Genomic DNA, 18,108 nt, shown 5'->3' with positions numbered 1-18,108 from the left:
TTACCAACTAGCTAATCAGACGCGGGTCCATCCTATACCGCCGGAGCTTTGATATTTCTACCATGCGATAAAAATATGTTATCTCGTATTAGCGTACCTTTCGGTACGTTATCCGTGTGTATAGGGCAGGTTACCCACGCGTTACTCACCCGTCCGCCGCTCACTTCCGAAGAAGTTCGCTCGACTTGCATGTGTTAGGCACGCCGCCAGCGTTCATCCTGAGCCAGGATCAAACTCTCAAATAAAAGTTGTCCATCGCTCAGCTAATCATTATCTGAATATCTGGCTTGGTTGTTTGTGTTTAATTCTTAAATAAGAATTAGTTATATAAATTAACCTACTGTTTAATTTTCAAAGTTCATTGTTTCGACTTACTTATCTTAACAAGTTATTTCAATCTTGTCAACATTTTCTTTCGTTTTATTTTTCGTCCCTATCTCTTGGACAAGTAATACTTTACCATCATATCCTTTATTGGTCAATACCTTTTTTTATTTTCTATGTTAAATAATAAAAATTTGAATACTTAAAGATATATTTTGTAAAAATATATATAAGTATTTTAAGGAGATGAATAATATGGCCAAATTCAATCATATTAAAGATTTATACGAAGACGGATATAGATGTATATACTACGACTGTGCCCAAAATAATCATACCGTCTATTTAAAAAACTTTGATACAGAGAGTTCTGAAGTAATTGAATTAGATGATGATCAAGATTTTTCTGAATTTAAAAGCTATATTGGTGGCCTTAGAATGTCTTAAAAATAAAATAGAGAGCTAAGTGCTCTCTATTTTGTCATTACAATTTGCTTTATAAGTTTCAAAAGTTCTACTCTATTAATCTCAGAATTTGATTTTTTATTTTTATACTCTACAAAATCGATAACCTTACCTATGTTTTCTTTCATAAACTCACATCCCATTAATATTACTCACTTAATTTTAATCTAAATAATAATTCTATATATTTTCTGCTTTTCCTTCTAAATTTAATACAAATTTTGTTAAATATATTCACTATTCTATTATTACTTATCAAAATAGCATAAAATATTTCATATATATTTTTTTTTAAAATTAAATTTTAATTTATTTTATATATATTTTTACCTCTAATAAAAATTATTATCATAGATTATAAGTTTATACATAATTTATAAAATTCTTATGAAAAAATGGCATAATCTATATAAATAAATTATGCCATTCTCACTTTTACTTAAGTTGTTGTTTTATCCACTCCACTGCTACATCTAATTGTTTTCTTTCATCTTCTTCTACTATTTTAGGCTCAATTCCTTTTCCATTTATATAATCTCCATTTGGAGTAAAATATTGAGCTGTTGTTAACTTATATCCTGTTCCATCTTTTAGTTCTCTAACACTTTGAACTAATCCTTTACCAAATGTAGTAGTTCCTATAGCTATACCTTCATTATTATCAACTATTGCTGCTGTAAGTATCTCTGATGCAGATGCACTTCCTCCATTAACCAATACAGCTATTGGTAAACCTAGTTTATTTTTATCAGATTTCAAATATTCTTTATCATCTTTATTATCTTTTGTATATACTATTGTTCCTTCTCCAATTAGATCATCTGCTATATCAGCACATATGTCTAATAATCCTCCTGGGTTGTTTCTAAGATCAAGAACTAATCCTTTTATATTTTTTTCTTTTAATGATTCTAAATCTTCTTTAAATTCATCATAAGTATTTTCATTAAATGATGTTATCTTTAAATATCCCATATTATCATCTAACACTTTACTTTCAACACTCTTAGAAACTATTTCTTCTCTTTTAATTGTTAATTCGAACTCTTCTTCTCCTCTTTTCACAGTCAATTTAACACTAGTTCCAGCTTTCCCTTTTATCATACTAATAGCTTTATCAGACTCATTAGCATATACATTTTGGTCATCAACCTTTATAATTTTATCTCCTGACTTAATTCCACCCTTTTCTGCCGGAGAACCTTCAATAGGAGCTATTATTGTTATGTAATCATCATCAGATGTAGCACTTATGTAAACACCTATTCCAACAAATGACCCACTTGTCTGCTCTTTTAATTGTTCGAATTCCTCTTTCGTATAATATTGAGAGTATATATCGTCTAAACCTGAAAACATACCCTTTATAGCACCTTGTACTAAATCATCTTCTGAAACTTCTTGATAAAAGTCTTCTCCTACTATTTGTTGCAATCCAATCAACTTATTGTACTTTTTGTAACTTTCATATAAATCTTTAGATATTACAACCTTATTTCCTAATGCCAACTGAACCGTAGATGTAAGTATAGCCGTAACCACAACTAGTACAATAGAACCTATAATGGCCTTTTTTTTAGATATCATTCAACGCATCTCCTTTAAATAATCTACTATTTATTATATGACTAGCTATCCATTTTATTACCCATTTATCAATTATGTTGCCCACACCATATCTATATACTAGAATTTATGTAGGCATACAATATTAATTTGTATATCCACATTATACCATAATATAAAGGGGTAGATTTTAATGAAAAAAGATTTTCGAAAAAAGGTTATATTAGATAGAAAAAATCAAACAAAAGAATTCATTTCAAAAAACTCATCAATTATAACAGAAAAAGTATTGCAAATGGAATGTATAAAGGAAGCTAAGACTATTATGCTTTACTTAGACTTTAATAACGAAGTACAAACAGATGACTTAATCAATAAGTTAATAACTTTAAGAAAAACAGTAGCTTCTCCTATAACATTAAAAGAAGAACGAAAATTAATTCCTGCTCAAATTACAGATTTAAAAAATGGAATTAAATTTGGTGCTTATAATATAAGAGAACCTAAACCAGAATATTCCCCTACTATAGATATTAAAAACTTAGATATTGTTATAGTCCCAGCTGTTGCTTATGATAAAAACTGTTATAGACTCGGATATGGAGGTGGATTTTATGATAGATTTTTAGAAAATTTAAGACCAGATGCAAAAACAATAGGTATTGCATTTGATATGCAGATTTTTGATGAAATACCCAGAGAGCCACATGATGCTCAACTAGATTTTATAGTAACAGAATCTAAGATAATAACAGCTTATAACTAATTTATACTTAAAAATAGTAAAGCTGTAGCGATATATATAACTACAGCTTTACTAAATAACTAAATACCATTTACTTTATCTCGTTTTATATTATCTTTTTCACTTTTTAGATACTTACGTTCCTTATTATTCTCTTCTTCCTTATCTAATTTTCTATACTTATCCAAAACTTTATTAACTTCTAAATCTATTTCTTCTTTATTTTTATTTGTAAGTATTTCTAACCCTTCATCAATACTTGAAATAGCATATATATTAAATACACCTTCTTTTACAGCTTCTACTACTTCATCTTTTAATACTAAATTTCTTACATTTTGTATAGGTATTATTACCCCTTGTTTTCCTGTAAGACCTTTTATTTTACAAACATCAAAAAAACCTTCTATTTTTTCATTAACCCCACCTATAGGCTGTATCTCACCTTTTTGACTAACTGATCCAGTTACGGCTATATACTGTTTTATTGGTATATTTGCTATACTCGATATTACAGAATAGAGTTCTGTACTAGATGCACTATCTCCATCTATTCCGTTATAGTTTTGTTCAAATGTTATAGATGTTGATATTGATAACGGTCTTTCTTTTCCATATCTAGCACCTAAATAACCACTTAAAATTAATACACCTTTATCATGTATACTTCCGCTTTTCTTTATTTCTCTCTCTATATTTATAATACCTCTTCTACCTCTATATGTAGAAGCTGTTATTTTAGAAGGTTTTCCAAATGAATATTCTCCAGTACCCATTACTGCAAGTCCATTTATCTGACCAATCTTTTCACCTTCTAAGTCAATTAATAATGTTCCTTCTTTAAACATCTCATTTAATTTTTCTTCATATTTATTGTTTCTATATCTTCTTTGATTTATAGCTTTATCTACATCATCTCTTGTTACATATGGTTTATCATCATCTGTAACGGCATCTGATTCATATATCATATCTATTATTTTATTAAACCTAGCACTTAGTTTTTCTTTATCATCACTTATCCTTGTACTATATTCTATCAATCTCTCTACAGCTGATTTATCAAAATGTTTTAAATTTGATTCCTTGCATATATTTGATATAAGTTGAATAGTCTTATAAATATTTTCTTTATTTTTATATATTTCAACATCAAAATCGGCCATTATTTTAAATAAATTTCTAAAATCATCCTCATATGAATAAAGCATACTATAGTAATAATAATTTCCAATCAATATTACTTTTAAGTCTAAATCTATAGGTTCTGGTTTCAATGTTGATGTAACTAAATATCCATACTGTTTATTTAAAGATTCTATAGTTATCTTTCCTGTTTTAAGTGTTCTCTTTAAGCACTCCCAAGAAAAAGCATTAGATAATAAATCTCTTGCATTTATTATTAAAAATCCACCATTAGCTTTATGTAATGCTCCTGGTTTTATCTCCATAAAGCTGGTAGTTAGTGATCCCATTTCATTTTTATACTCTATAGAACCAGTTAAATTATAATAAGTCGGATTACTTTCTACTATAATTTTACAATCTTTACACTCACTATTATCTATAAATAAATTAACCTTATACTTATTTAAAAATTTCTCATCCTTTTTACTTGATACTATGCCAAATAAAGCCATAGCATTTTTCTTTTCATCTTCAGGCTCCTTTTTAAATTTAGATATATTATTTACAATATCATTACATAAAGCATTTATATAATTACTTACCTTTTCATCATCTCCATATTTTTCTAACAAATATTGACCATAAAATCCAACTAAGCTTCTCCCAACATTTCTATCTAGTTCATTACATTTATTTTTATACATATCTTCAGATAACTTTATTTTATCTATATATTCTTTACTATCCTGATTTAATTTTAATCCTCGCTCTCTTAAATCTCGTACTTGTGATGCTGTAAGGTTTCCTAGTTCAGATTCATCTAAAACACTCCCATCTTCTTTAGTAGGAATACTCATTAAACCTCTTTCTGTTATTTGAAATTTAAATCCTCTCGGTTTTGCAAATTCATTTAATTCTTCAACTATATTATGTATATTATTTTCAAGCTCTGTCATTAGAAGCCTATTATGGCTTTCATATTCTTTAGAATCAAATATTTTAGGTATCTCAACTTTTAATTTATCAATAATATCATCCACATCATTCTTAAATTCTCTTCCTATACCAGCTTTAAAAGATAATGCTACTGGTTCATTCGCATTTTTAAAATTATTTACATATATCCAATCTTTAAGATTGTCATTAAGTTTAACATTTTTTTTTATTAAAGATTTTGCATAACTCGTTCTTCCTATTCCACTATCTCCTGCTATATATATGTTATATCCCTTATGTTTCATTTTTAGTCCAAATTCGATAGAACTAACAGCTCTTTCTTGTCCTATAATACCACCTATTGGTTGTACATCTTCTGTCGTGTTAAAATCCATATCATCTAAGCAACATTTATACTTTAATTTATCTATATCTACTTTATATTTATCTATATTTATCATATGTTCACCTCAAAGTTATATTTGAAATATATTTTTCCCTACTTCTTATTAAATAACCAAAATAAGCGATTGTTTTCATATAATTTTCACTAAAAACAATCGCTTATTAATATTCCATATTATTTAATTCATAAACTATGTAAGTAATATTTACTTTTCTTCTTCAAGAGAGTTTAATTCTATTCTATCTGGCAAGTCAGTTAAGTTCGTCTCAGCTATAACAAAAGGATATGATTTCATCTTGTCTTTATAAGTTGCACTAACCTTCATTATATTTTTATCTTCTTCTTTAACTATACTTATTTTATCTATCTGTATTCCCTCTTCTTTCCCTTGTGTTCTAGTTACTATAACATATATTTTATTGTCCAATTTTACCGCTAAAGCTCTTTCTTCATTTGTATATTTATCCATTATATTTAATATTTTTTCTGGAATAGCATCCCTTTGTAGCATAGTATAGTCTACTGGTGTAGAATCTTCCATGAACATTTTAGGTAAAACTAAAAAGCCTCCAATAACTAAAAATAATAATACTACCCCTATAATTACACCCTTCATGTTAAACTTTATATTCACAATATCACCCCCATATATTTTAATATATGAAAGTAATCCAAGCATTAGAAGATTATTATTATAATAAATTTACAATAAAAAAGACTTTGCATATAATTTTATATACAAAGTCTTTTTTATTATTTTAAAGAATCCTTTACTGATTCTACTATATCTTTTGATGTTAATCCATATTTCTTTAATAATTCAGATGGTGTTCCAGACTCTCCAAATACATCTTTAACCCCAACTCTTTTTACCTTAACTGGATATTCTTCAGATACTACCTCACTTACTGCAGACCCTAATCCACCCATTATACTATGTTCTTCAGCAGTTATTATCGCCTTAGTTTCTTTAGCTGCTGATATTATCAATTCTTTATCTATAGGTTTAATTGTAGACATATTTATTACTCTAACATTTATACCTTCAGACTTTAGCTCTTCATGAGCTAATATCGCTTCATTAACCATAATACCGCAAGCTATTATTGTAGCATCATTTCCTTCTCTAAGAACTGTTCCTTTTCCTATTTCAAACTTATAATCCTCATTGAATAAAGTTGGAACTGCACTTCTTCCAAGACGAACATACATTGGTCCATTAAACTTAGCCGCTTCTAATATAACCTTCTCTGTTTCTATTCCATCAGCAGGAACAACTACAGTCATATTAGGTATTGCTCTCATTATAGCTATATCTTCTATACTTTCATGAGATGCTCCATCTTCTCCTACTGTTATACCAGCATGAGTAGCACATATTTTCACGTTTAATTTAGGATAGCATACTGAGTTTCTTATAACTTCAAATGCTCTACCTGTAGCAAACATTGCAAATGTACTTGCAAAAGGAATTTTTCCAGCTGTAGCTAAACCACAAGCTGCTCCTATTAAATTTTGCTCTGCTATCCCCATGTTGAAAAATCTATTTGGGAATGTTTTAGAAAAATCATTTGTCTTTGTTGATTTAGATAAATCAGCATCTAAAACAACAACATTATCATATATTTCCCCTAACTTTAATAATGTTTTTCCATATGCATCTCTAGTAGCAATCTTACTCATGGAAAGCACCTCCTAATTCCTCTAAAGCAATTCTTAAATGTTCATCACTAGGAGCATTTCCATGCCATCCAGCTTGGTTCTCCATAAATGATACACCTTTTCCTTTTATAGTTTTAGCAACTATCATAGTCGGTTGACCTACAGTTGATTTAGCCATATCAAGTGCAGCAAATATTTGATCAAAATCGTGTCCATCTATTTCTATAACATTCCATCCAAAAGCTTTGAACTTGTCTACTATAGATCCTAGACTCATTACATTATCAGTGTTTCCATCTATTTGAAGTCCATTATAATCTAAAAAGGCTACCATATTATCTAATTTATAATGAGCAGCACTCATTGCAGCTTCCCAAATTATCCCTTCTTGACACTCCCCATCTCCAAGTAATGCATATACTCTCCATGGAGCATTGTCTAATTTAGATGCCATAGCCATTCCACATGCTACTGAGAATCCTTGACCTAATGATCCTGTTGACATTTCAATACCTGGAGTTCCCTTCATATCTGGATGTCCTTGTAACATTCTTCCTGTTTTTCTTAAACCCTTTAACTCTTCTCTATCAAAATATCCTTTTTGAGCTAAAGTTGCATATAAAACTGGAGCAGCGTGTCCTTTAGATAAAACAAATCTATCTCTATCTTCCATCTTTGGATTCGTTGAATCTATATTCATTTCATCAAAGTAAAGTGCAGTCAATATTTCAACTGCTGATAAAGATCCTCCTGGATGTCCTGATTTTGCTCCGTGTATCATAGAGACTATATCTGTTCTTATTCTACGCGTAATTTCATTTAATCCTTTATGGTCTCTCATGTAATTACCTCCCTGGTTTGTAAACATTTTTATACCAATCTCATATTATTATACCACTTCTCACCAATTTTTTACTCTATTTTTAAAATAAAATCTATGTTTATATAATAAATTTATTTTTTACTTGGTGCTAAAAAACTAATTATCTCATATAAATAAAAAAAATTATTGATATTTAAACTAATATCAATAATTTTAAATATTAAATAGCCCTAAACTTATTTGAAGACCATTATCTACTTTTAACATTACGTTATTATCTAGACAACCTATTTTTTCTCTTATTCTCTTTTTATCAATAGTTCTTATTTGTTCTAAGAGAATTACAGAGTCCTTGTTAAGCCCATATTCATTGGCACTTATCTCTATATGAGTCGGTAATTTAGCTTTATTGATTTGAGATGTAATTGCAGCTATAATAACTGTCGGGCTATATTTATTCCCTATATCATTTTGTATTATCAAAACCGGCCTCACTCCGCCTTGTTCTGAACCTACAACTGGGCTTAAATCTGCATAATACAAGTCTCCTCTTTTTATTTCTAAGTTTGAATTACTCAACTTTAGCTATATTCCCTTCAGAATCGACATCAGAAGATACTTCATTCGTCATACCTAGTTCAGCTAATGATAAGTTTATTTGACCCATTTCTTTATAACCCTTAATCATACACTCTTTTAAGTCAATTTTTTTCTTTTGAGTTATATAGAATTGAAAAGCAGCTTTTGCAAAATCTTCTCTATTACTATTTTCCATCTGAACAATATGATCTACTTCAGATATAAGAGAGTCAGGTAAAGTAAACACAATTTTTTCCTTGCTCTTATTATGCACAAAATCGCCTCCCAGAGTATCCTATCCCTTTTATTTTACCAAATAACTGGTTGAATGTAAAATTGCATTTCTTTCCATATATACACGTTCAATACGCCTTGATATCATACATAGAATCTCATAATTTATGGTATCTATATCTTTCGCAATTGCTTCTACCGTTGCATCGCCTTCTCCAAATATTATAACCTCATCACCAATTTTTATGTCTATATCTTTATCTATTTTTACCATACATTGATCCATACATATTCTTCCTACTACATCAAAAGCAATATTTTTTATATATACCTTAGGATTTCTTTGTATTCTAGTAAACCCGTCGGCATATCCAATAGGTATAGTTGCTATTTTTTCTTTTCCATTGGTTTTATATTTCCATCCGTAACTTATTCCAACTCCAGAATCCACTTCTTTCAAATATGCAATTCTAGATTTTAACTTCATAGATGGTTTAAGTTCTATATTTTTTTTATTAACTTCATCAGATGGGTAATGTCCATATAGTATTATTCCACATCTAACCATATTAAATTCTAAATCAAGCAACTCCATTATAGCGGCACTATTAGAAGTATGTTTTATAGGTATATTTACATTCCTTTTATCAAGCTCATTTACAATATAGTTATATCTTTTTGCTTGAAGATAAGTATACTCTTTATCTTCTTCATCAGCTTTTGCAAAGTGAGTATATATTCCTTCTATTCTTATATACCTCATCTTACTAATAGATTCGATTTCACTAATAGATATTTCATCAGGTTTAAATCCTATACGCGACATACCCGTATCTATCTTTATATGAATGTTCGCTTGTATATCCATACTTTTAGCTATCTCATTTATTTTTTTAGCCATATCTAAGGAATACACAGTCATATAGATTTTATTTTTTAAAGCAAAATCTATACACTCTTCTGGAATATATCCTAAGCAAAGTATAGGTAGCTTTATATCATTTTGTCTAAGCTCTATACCTTCTTCTAATCTAGCAACCGCTAAGTAATCTACCTTCTCTCTTTGTAATAATTTTGCAACTTCCACTGCACCATGACCATATGCATTAGCTTTAACTACTCCACAAATTTTAGTATCTTCATTTAATATTTTTTTTATATTATTTAAGTTAAATTTTATGTTATCTAGATTTATCTCCGCCCATGTAGGGGCAATAGTTTGTTTACTCATACCTTCGTCCCCTTATTTTTTATATTCGAAATTTTTATACTCAACTGTAAATCTAATATTTCCTTCTTTGTCTATAATTTCCATTTTATCAGGGTTTTTATCCTTTAAATTTATATAAAGTTTTTGTTTATTAAAGTATTTATCGTCTCCTTTTATTTTACTTTCTAACTCTAAATACTCATTTGACATATTAATAGCTAACTCTTCATTATTTTCAGATTGTAAATAACTTTTTATAAAATCACCTATAAATAAATATTGCATATTTTTACTTTTGTTTGGAAAATCTATAGAATCATTAACATCTACATTTTTAATAGTAATTTTTTTATCGTTATATTCTATAGTTTGGCCTTTCAAATTTTTAGGAGATATTATTTCTAACCTATAATTATCTGGTTTATTATAACTTTCCTTTATAGTATAACTACTCTCACCTTTGTTTCCTACAACTTTAAGTTCAGCTGTACATGTATAAGATTCTATCTTTAAAACTTGCTCTTGAAACTTCTCATAGATTTCTTCCTTTGTATACTCTTTATCTTGGCAACCTATGCAACTTATAAGTACACAACCTGTTAATAAAATTAATGTCATCCATTTGCGTCTCACAAAATCACTCCTATTAAAGTTTATTCATTATACATGGCTCTTATTATATCGTATCTGCAAATTATTCCTTTTAATTTATTTTCTTTATCAACTACAGGCACTCTATTGATAGATTTATTTATCATTAGATTTGCTATATTATCGAAAGTATCATCCTCATTTACAGTTATTATATTAGTAGACATTAAATCTTCTACTTTATATGCTGAAATTTCCTTTAAATCTTTTTCCATCTTATTAAAATTATCTAAAAAGATGATACCTTCTAATACGTTTATAAAAGGAGTAGAGTGTGCCTTTTTCTCTTTTTTAATTATATCTGTCTCAGAAATAACACCGATTACTTTGTTATCATCATCAACTACTGGCATTCCTCCAATTTTACCCGATATAAGTATATTTGCCACTTTAGATATAGTATCACCCTTTTTTGCAACAATTACATCAGTTGTCATAATATCTTTTGCTTTTTTATTATTCATCTTATCACTCCTTAGCTATAACAATAGCATTTGCCACTGCATATTTTTCACTATGAGATATTGATACTTTTATTTCTAAAACATTATAATCTATGCAAATCTGCTGTAAATTATTATATGTTTTTACTATAGGTTTTCCTAAAGAATCTCTAACTATTTCAATATCTTTAAATTTAAAATTTCTAATTCCAGTACCTATAGATTTACTTACTGCTTCCTTAGCTGAAAAATTGCCAGCAATAGTTTCCATCTTTAAATTTTTACTTTTGAAATACTCTATTTCTTTATCTGTAAATAATCTATCTAAGAATTTATCATTCTTATCGATAGCTTCTTTAATTCTATCTATTTCAACTATATCCACACCAATACCTAATATGTTCATAATGTCCTCCAAACCTCATCTTAATATTATTGTATTACGATTATATTATTATATACAAATACTTATATTAAAAATTTAAATCCGTTCATTCATTATACGATAAATTATATTTGTTTTATTTATAAATAAAAAGAACCACAGTATATAAGTTTTATTATTAGTGTGGTTCAAGATTATATACTTTTATAAAAACAAAAAACTACTACTGATTATGAGAATTTAACTTACTGGGGTGTAATAATTCTCATGTCAGTAGTAGCTTTATATTATAACCACTCGGCCGATTCAGTTAATATAGTAGTTTTTTCTTTATCTACTGTAATAAATCCACCTGATATTTTAGCTTCTTTAAAATTTCCATTCTTCTTAACACGAAGAGTACCTTCAACTAATCCTGCTACAAATGGTCTATGATTTTTTAATATCCCTCTATCACCTTGTGTAGTTCTTGTTATAACCATTTCTACATTATCATGATAGAATATTTTCTCAGGAGTTACAACTTCTAGTGAAAATTCACTTGCCATAGTTATCTACTCTCCTTCGCCTTTGCAACAGCCTCTTCTATAGTTCCTACGAATAAGAATGCTGATTCTGGTAAATTATCATGCTTACCTTCAAGTATCTCCTTGAAACCTCTAACAGTTTCTTTTACTGGTACATAAGTACCTGGTATACCTGTAAATTGCTCTGCAACCGTAAATGATTGAGAAAGGAATCTTTGTATCTTTCTAGCACGAGCAACTATTACCTTATCTTCATCAGATAATTCATCCATACCAAGTATCGCTATTATATCTTGAAGTTCATTGTATCTTTGAAGTATTGATTGTACTCCTCTTGCAACTTCATAATGATCTTTACCTACTATACCTGGATCAAGAACTCTTGAAGTAGACTCTAATGGATCAACTGCTGGATATATACCAAGTGATGCTATTTGTCTTGATAAAACTGTCTTAGCATCTAAGTGTGTGAATGTTGTAGCTGGTGCTGGGTCAGTTAAGTCATCCGCTGGTACATAAACTGCTTGAACAGATGTTATAGACCCCTTCTTAGTTGATGTTATTCTTTCTTGTAAGTTACCCATTTCTGTAGCAAGTGTTGGTTGATATCCAACTGCTGATGGCATACGTCCAAGAAGTGCTGAAACTTCTGAACCTGCTTGTGTGAAACGGAATATATTATCTACGAATAATAAAACATCTTGACCTTGCTCATCTCTAAAGTGTTCAGCCATTGTAAGACCACTAAGTGCAACCCTCATTCTTGCTCCTGGTGGCTCATTCATTTGTCCGAATACTAGAGCTGTTTTATTTATAACCCCAGAGTCAGCCATTTCATGGTAAAGGTCATTACCTTCTCTTGTTCTTTCTCCAACACCTGCGAATACTGATATACCACCGTGTTGCTTAGCTATATTGTTGATAAGCTCTTGTATAAGAACTGTTTTACCAACTCCAGCTCCTCCGAACAGACCTATTTTACCACCTTTTAAGTATGGGCATAATAAGTCAACAACTTTTATACCTGTTTCAAGTATTTCTGCACTACTTTCTATTTCATCAAAGCTTGGCGCTTGTCTATGTATAGGAAGCTCCGGTGCATCTTTTGGTGCCGGTTTATTATCAACTGGTTGACCTAAAACATTGAATATTCTTCCTAAAGTAGCATCTCCAACAGGAACACTTATAGGTTTTCCTGTATCTACAGCTTCCATACCTCTTACTAATCCATCTGTAGCACTCATGGCAATACATCTAACTGTATCATCACCTATATGTTGTGCAACTTCTGCAACTATTTCTTTATCTCCTAACTTTATAACTAACGCGTTTAATAAGTTAGGTAGGCTATTTTCACTATCAAACTTAACATCAAGTACAACCCCTACGATTGATACTATTTTACCTACATTTGCCATTTCCTAACCTCCTTATTTTAGAGCTTCAACTCCACCTACTATCTCTGTTATTTCTTGAGTTACTGCTGATTGTCTCGCTCTGTTGTATTTCAACTCTAAATCAGATAGCATTTCATCTGCATTGTCTGTAGCTGATTCCATTGCCGTTCTTCTAGCACCATTTTCAGATGCAAAAGATTCTATAACTCCACCATATATCGTTCCAGAGATATACTTAGGTATTATATAGCCTAAAACAGCTTCTGCTGATGGCAAATACTGTACACTACCTTTTCTTACAGTTTTTTCTTTGTCATTTGTTTCATTATCAAATACTAATGGCAGTAATTTTACTATCTTTACATTTTGAACTAAAGGAGATACAAATTCTGTATAAGACATATATACTTCATCAATTTCTCCTTTTTGATATAATTCCATTACATTATTTGATATTTTTAAAGCGTCTTCATATTCACAATGTTCAACACTTCCTACTGATGAAACTAAATCATATCCTCTTTTTTCAAAGAATTCATGTGATTTTTTTCCTATAGAAATAACTTTTTCTTGTTTGCCATCCATATGAGCAACTGTAGCCTTTAATACATTTGAATTGTATCCTCCAGCTAATCCTCTATCTCCTGCAACAACTATATAACATCTATTTTTAACGTCTCTTTGTTTTAAAAAGTCACTTTTTATACCTCTACTACCTTGAGATATATCTTTTACAGTATTATATAATGTTGTAAAGTACGGTCTTGAACTTTCAGCTCTTTCCTTAGCTTTTCTTAACTTAGACGATGCAACAAGTTCCATCGCCTTAGTTATTTGCTTAGTACTTCCAACACTAATCATACGAGTCTTGATTTCTTTAATACCTGCTCCTGCCAATTAAATTACCTCCTTTTAAAAAAGGATTACGCTTCAACTACAAACTTTTTCTTAAATTGATTTATAGCGTTTGTTAAGTCAGAAGAGAAATCTTCTCCAGCTAATATCTTTGTAGAAACATCTGGGTAGTTATTATCTACGAAAGAATATAGTTCTTTTTCAAATCTAGATATATTATTTACTGGTATATCTTCTAAGAAGTTATTTATAACAGCAAATATTATCATAACTTGATGTTCAACCTTTATCGGATCATGTTCTCCTTGTTTTAGAACTTCAACGATTCTTTCACCTTGAGCAAGTCTCTTTTTAGTATCTTCATCTAAGTCAGAACCAAATTGAGAGAATGCTGCAAGTTCTCTATATTGAGAGTATGCAAGTTTTAATGTACCTGCAACTTTTTTCATTGCTTTTATTTGTGCACTACCACCAACCCTTGAAACAGATATACCAGGGTCAACTGCTGGTCTTATTCCTGAGTAGAATAATTCAGGTTGTAAGTATATTTGTCCATCTGTTATAGATATAACGTTAGTTGGTATATATGCAGAAACGTCTCCTGCTTGAGTTTCTATAACTGGTAAAGCAGTCATAGATCCTCCACCTAAATCATCAGAAAGCTTAGCTGCTCTTTCAAGTAGTCTTGAATGTAAGTAGAATACATCCCCTGGATAAGCTTCACGACCTGGTGGTCTTCTAAGTAATAATGACATTTCTCTATATGCAACTGCTTGCTTACTTAAGTCATCATATACTATAAGTACATGTTTTCCATTGAACATGAACTCTTCACCCATTGCAGCTCCTGCATAAGGTGCTAAGTATTGAAGTGGTGCAGATTCAGATGCTGTAGCTGAAACTACTATTGTATAATCCATAGCTCCACCTTTTTCAAGAGTAGAAACTAATTGAGCAACTGTAGAACGTTTTTGTCCTATTGCTACGTATATACATATAACATCTTTACCTTTTTGATTTAATATTGTATCTATAAGTATAGAAGTTTTACCTGTTTGTCTATCTCCTATTACAAGCTCTCTTTGACCTCTACCTATTGGTATCATTGAGTCTATAGCTTTTATACCAGTTTGTAATGGTTCACAAACTGATTTTCTTTCCATTATACCAGGAGCTGGAGATTCAACAGGTCTAGTTTTATTAGTGTTTATAGGTCCTTTACCATCTATAGGTAATCCTAATGGACTTACAACTCTACCTATCATAGCTTCACCAACTGGAACTTCAACTATTTTTCCAGTTCTCTTAACTATGTCACCTTCTTTTATTCCTGTATCATCACCAAATATAACGGCACCAACTACACCTTCTTCAAGGTTAAGAGCCATACCATATACTTGACCTGGGAACTCTAAAAGTTCACTTGACATAACTTTATCTAATCCATATACAGTTGCGATACCATCTCCTACTTTTAATACGCTACCTGTATCTGTTAATTCAATTTTATTTTCATAATTTTTTATTTGTTGCTTTATTATAGAACTTATTTCTTCGGGTCTTAAGTTCATGGGTTCACCGCCCTCCTAAGATATTACTTGAGATAGTTGTTCTTTAACTTTATTTAAACGAGTTTTTACAGTTCCATCTATTTCTTCATTTCCAAGTCTTACTAAGACTCCACCTAAAATAGATTTATCAACTTGATTCTCTAAAGTAACATTTTTATTATATTTTTGAGAAAGCTTTTCTTCTAGCTTTTTAATTTCTTCTTTACTCATTTGAATTGCAGTTATTGCAACTCCCTCTAACACGTTATTCTTTTCATTTAATAGCTCTTTATACGAAGAAGCTATATCTTTTACAAATGAAATTCTATTTTTTTCTACAAGTATCTTTAAAAAGTTTTTAACATTGATATTTATTTTATTTTCAAATATATTTTCAATAATACTTATCTTTTCATTCTTTGAAATTACAGGAGATTTTAAAATTGAAAATAATTCAGAGTTACTTTCAAATAAATTCACAATTTCGCTTAATTCTGTATAAAGCTTATCTGTTAATTTTTCTTCTTCTCCTACTTGAAATAAGGCTTCAGCATATCTACTTGCTATTACATTTATCATTTAGATTCGCCCACCTCTTTTATAAAATCATTGATTAACTCTTCATGCTTATTTTTATCTATATCTTTTTCAATAACTTTAGATGCAGCAAGTAAAGCTATGTTAGAGATATCATCTTTAATTTCATTCATAACTTTTTGTCTTTCTTGTTCAATATCCTTAGTAGCCTTCTCTTTTATGCTAGTCGCTTCAGATTTAGCTTCAGATATTATTTCTGTAGACTTTTGCTCTGCTCTTAAAGTTGCTTGTCTTATTATTTCTTGACCTTCATCTTTGGCACGACTTACTTTTTCTTCGTACTCTGTTTTTAAAGCTATACCTTGATTTTTAGCTAATTCACCTTTTGCTAAATTATCTTGTATATCTTTTTCTCTCGCCTCAATTATTCCTAATACAGGCTTAAATAATAGTTTTCTTAATAAGATGAATACTAAACCTGTATTTATAAGTTGAAATACAAGGTCACTCGTTATTCCTATCAAGTCCTTATCTGCCATTTTTCAATTCCTCCTTTCTGCTAATCAGAATTTTTAATTAGGAGATGGTTAACCATCTCCTAATTAAAAATGTAAAATCATATCTTCTGCTTGAAGATTTACCTTATAACCATGGATTAGCAAATATAAGAATTATAGCTATAACTAGCCCATATATACCTGTAGACTCTGCTACCGCACATCCTAAAAGCATTGTAGACATTATGTCACCTTTTGCTTCTGGTTGATTTCCTACTGCTTCAGTACCTTTACCAGCTGCGAATCCTTGTCCTATCCCTGGTCCTATCCCTGCTATAGCAGCTAAACCTGCACCTACTGCACACCCTGCTGCTATTATTGCTTGTGCCATTGTATAATCTTGCATTATAAATACCTCCTAAAATTATCCTTTATTATTTTTTATTTTTAAATAAAACTTTTTAATAAAACTTTATTGTTGTTAATTAAGCTTCTGCTGCATTTCCAACAAATACCATAGTTAACATTACAAATATGAATGCTTGTAATACACCTGAGAATAAATCAAAGTACAGATGTAGTGGAACTGGTATAGCAAATTGGAACACTGATATTGTTATACCAGGTATTAAACCTGATAAAAATCCTAAGAATTGATATACAAGAGACATTATAACTGCCCCACCTAATATATTACCGAATGGACGGAATGATAATGAAATAGGTCTTGCTATTTCACTGACAATGTTCATAGGTAACATTATAGCAACCGGCTCAGCTAATCCCTTGAAATATGCTATTCCTTTTGCCTTAACTCCACTATAGTAAATTAGAAATACTGTTATTAATGAAAATGCTATTGTTGTGTCTAAATCAGTTGTAGGTGATCTAAATCCTAGCAAACCTATTAGATTCGAACATACAAAAAATATAAACAAACTTCCTATGTAAGGAACCATATTAGGCATCTTTCTAACTGCTTCTTCACCCATAGTAGACTTTACTAAGTTTAAAAGAGTTGTAACGGCATACTCTAGAAATATTTGTACTTTACTAGTTGGAACTTTTTTAAGATTTCTAGTTAAAAAATATGATGTTATAGCTAATAATACTATTATTAACCAACTAGTTGTAACTGTAGTACTTATTCTGAAGTTACCAAACTCTATCCATCTTGCATAATTCATC

The 18,108-nt window shown here is 29.8% G+C and carries 21 protein-coding genes and 1 rRNA gene; 2 read left to right on the top strand and 20 right to left on the bottom strand.

Going from position 1 to position 18,108, the window contains the following annotated elements; all coding sequences use genetic code 11:
* Positions 1-245, bottom strand: a 16S ribosomal RNA gene (locus I2A66_RS13950); the annotation flags it as partial.
* 334 nt (positions 246-579) lie between these two features.
* Between I2A66_RS13950 and I2A66_RS13945 the strand changes: the two genes are divergently transcribed.
* Positions 580-771, top strand: a complete 192-nt coding sequence (locus I2A66_RS13945) for a hypothetical protein (protein ID WP_122640575.1) — start codon at positions 580-582, stop codon at positions 769-771.
* A 453-nt stretch (positions 772-1,224) separates the two neighbouring features.
* Here the strand turns inward: I2A66_RS13945 and I2A66_RS13940 are convergent, their stop codons facing one another.
* Positions 1,225-2,376 carry a S41 family peptidase gene (locus tag I2A66_RS13940; protein WP_195251887.1) on the bottom strand — a complete coding sequence of 384 codons (1,152 nt, stop codon included), beginning with the start codon at positions 2,374-2,376 and terminating at the stop codon, positions 1,225-1,227.
* A gap of 172 nt (positions 2,377-2,548) precedes the next feature.
* Here I2A66_RS13940 and I2A66_RS13935 point away from each other — a divergent pair, with 172 nt between their 5' ends.
* Entirely contained in the window at positions 2,549-3,121 is a 573-nt protein-coding gene (locus tag I2A66_RS13935) for a 5-formyltetrahydrofolate cyclo-ligase (RefSeq protein WP_122640577.1), read from the top strand.
* A 59-nt stretch (positions 3,122-3,180) separates the two neighbouring features.
* Here I2A66_RS13935 and I2A66_RS13930 read toward each other — a convergent pair whose 3' ends face one another.
* The 18 genes from I2A66_RS13930 to atpB all read right to left on the bottom strand — a co-directional run bounded on the left by I2A66_RS13930 (position 3,181) and on the right by atpB (position 18,107).
* Positions 3,181-5,625, bottom strand: coding sequence for an AAA family ATPase (locus I2A66_RS13930; RefSeq protein ID WP_195251886.1), 2,445 nt, complete (start codon positions 5,623-5,625; stop codon positions 3,181-3,183).
* 150 nt (positions 5,626-5,775) lie between these two features.
* Entirely contained in the window at positions 5,776-6,204 is a 429-nt protein-coding gene (locus tag I2A66_RS13925) for a hypothetical protein (protein WP_195251885.1), read from the bottom strand.
* A 119-nt stretch (positions 6,205-6,323) separates the two neighbouring features.
* Positions 6,324-7,253 (bottom strand): transketolase family protein, encoded by a 930-nt coding sequence (locus I2A66_RS13920; protein ID WP_122640580.1) that lies wholly within the window; start codon positions 7,251-7,253, stop codon positions 6,324-6,326.
* Positions 7,246-8,073, bottom strand: a complete 828-nt coding sequence (locus tag I2A66_RS13915) for a transketolase (RefSeq protein WP_122640581.1) — start codon at positions 8,071-8,073, stop codon at positions 7,246-7,248. The genes I2A66_RS13920 and I2A66_RS13915 overlap by 8 nt, the downstream gene beginning before the upstream one ends.
* A 195-nt stretch (positions 8,074-8,268) precedes the next feature.
* Positions 8,269-8,634: a type II toxin-antitoxin system PemK/MazF family toxin gene (locus I2A66_RS13910; RefSeq protein WP_122640582.1), complete on the bottom strand. Its 366-nt coding sequence runs from the start codon at positions 8,632-8,634 to the stop codon at positions 8,269-8,271.
* On the bottom strand, positions 8,627-8,908 hold the full coding sequence (locus I2A66_RS13905) for a ribbon-helix-helix protein, CopG family (protein WP_122640583.1): 282 nt from the start codon (positions 8,906-8,908) through the stop codon (positions 8,627-8,629). The genes I2A66_RS13910 and I2A66_RS13905 overlap by 8 nt, the downstream gene beginning before the upstream one ends.
* A gap of 30 nt (positions 8,909-8,938) precedes the next feature.
* Entirely contained in the window at positions 8,939-10,099 is a 1,161-nt protein-coding gene (alr, locus tag I2A66_RS13900; RefSeq protein ID WP_122640584.1) for an alanine racemase, read from the bottom strand.
* 12 nt (positions 10,100-10,111) lie between these two features.
* The gene (gerS, locus tag I2A66_RS13895) at positions 10,112-10,711 is read right to left on the bottom strand and encodes a germination lipoprotein GerS (protein ID WP_122640585.1); all 600 of its coding nucleotides are present in this window, start codon (positions 10,709-10,711) and stop codon (positions 10,112-10,114) included.
* Between the two features lie 20 nt (positions 10,712-10,731).
* Positions 10,732-11,193: a CBS domain-containing protein gene (locus I2A66_RS13890; protein WP_122640587.1), complete on the bottom strand. Its 462-nt coding sequence runs from the start codon at positions 11,191-11,193 to the stop codon at positions 10,732-10,734.
* A gap of 4 nt (positions 11,194-11,197) precedes the next feature.
* On the bottom strand, positions 11,198-11,578 hold the full coding sequence (gene acpS / locus I2A66_RS13885) for a holo-ACP synthase (protein ID WP_122640588.1): 381 nt from the start codon (positions 11,576-11,578) through the stop codon (positions 11,198-11,200).
* 266 nt (positions 11,579-11,844) lie between these two features.
* The gene (gene atpC / locus I2A66_RS13880) at positions 11,845-12,105 is read right to left on the bottom strand and encodes an ATP synthase F1 subunit epsilon (protein WP_122640589.1); all 261 of its coding nucleotides are present in this window, start codon (positions 12,103-12,105) and stop codon (positions 11,845-11,847) included.
* Positions 12,106-12,107: 2 nt separating this feature from the next.
* A complete protein-coding gene (gene atpD / locus I2A66_RS13875) occupies positions 12,108-13,502 on the bottom strand; it encodes a F0F1 ATP synthase subunit beta (protein ID WP_122640590.1) in 1,395 nt (464 codons plus the stop codon).
* A gap of 12 nt (positions 13,503-13,514) precedes the next feature.
* On the bottom strand, positions 13,515-14,378 hold the full coding sequence (atpG, locus tag I2A66_RS13870; protein ID WP_122640592.1) for an ATP synthase F1 subunit gamma: 864 nt from the start codon (positions 14,376-14,378) through the stop codon (positions 13,515-13,517).
* A gap of 26 nt (positions 14,379-14,404) precedes the next feature.
* Entirely contained in the window at positions 14,405-15,907 is a 1,503-nt protein-coding gene (atpA, locus tag I2A66_RS13865; protein WP_122640593.1) for a F0F1 ATP synthase subunit alpha, read from the bottom strand.
* Between the two features lie 15 nt (positions 15,908-15,922).
* Positions 15,923-16,465, bottom strand: a complete 543-nt coding sequence (locus I2A66_RS13860; protein WP_122640595.1) for a F0F1 ATP synthase subunit delta — start codon at positions 16,463-16,465, stop codon at positions 15,923-15,925.
* Positions 16,462-16,962, bottom strand: a complete 501-nt coding sequence (gene atpF / locus I2A66_RS13855) for a F0F1 ATP synthase subunit B (protein ID WP_147516787.1) — start codon at positions 16,960-16,962, stop codon at positions 16,462-16,464. Before atpF ends, I2A66_RS13860 begins: the two co-directional genes overlap by 4 nt.
* A 103-nt stretch (positions 16,963-17,065) precedes the next feature.
* Positions 17,066-17,311: an ATP synthase F0 subunit C gene (gene atpE, locus I2A66_RS13850; RefSeq protein ID WP_122640707.1), complete on the bottom strand. Its 246-nt coding sequence runs from the start codon at positions 17,309-17,311 to the stop codon at positions 17,066-17,068.
* A gap of 94 nt (positions 17,312-17,405) precedes the next feature.
* Positions 17,406-18,107 (bottom strand): F0F1 ATP synthase subunit A, encoded by a 702-nt coding sequence (atpB, locus tag I2A66_RS13845; RefSeq protein WP_122640599.1) that lies wholly within the window; start codon positions 18,105-18,107, stop codon positions 17,406-17,408.
* Position 18,108 lies beyond the last annotated feature (1 nt).

The sequence above is a fragment of the Romboutsia sp. 1001713B170207_170306_H8 genome, from assembly GCF_015550495.1.
Taxonomy (GTDB): domain Bacteria; phylum Bacillota; class Clostridia; order Peptostreptococcales; family Peptostreptococcaceae; genus Romboutsia_E.
This window is presented reverse-complemented; position numbering and strand designations above follow the sequence as displayed.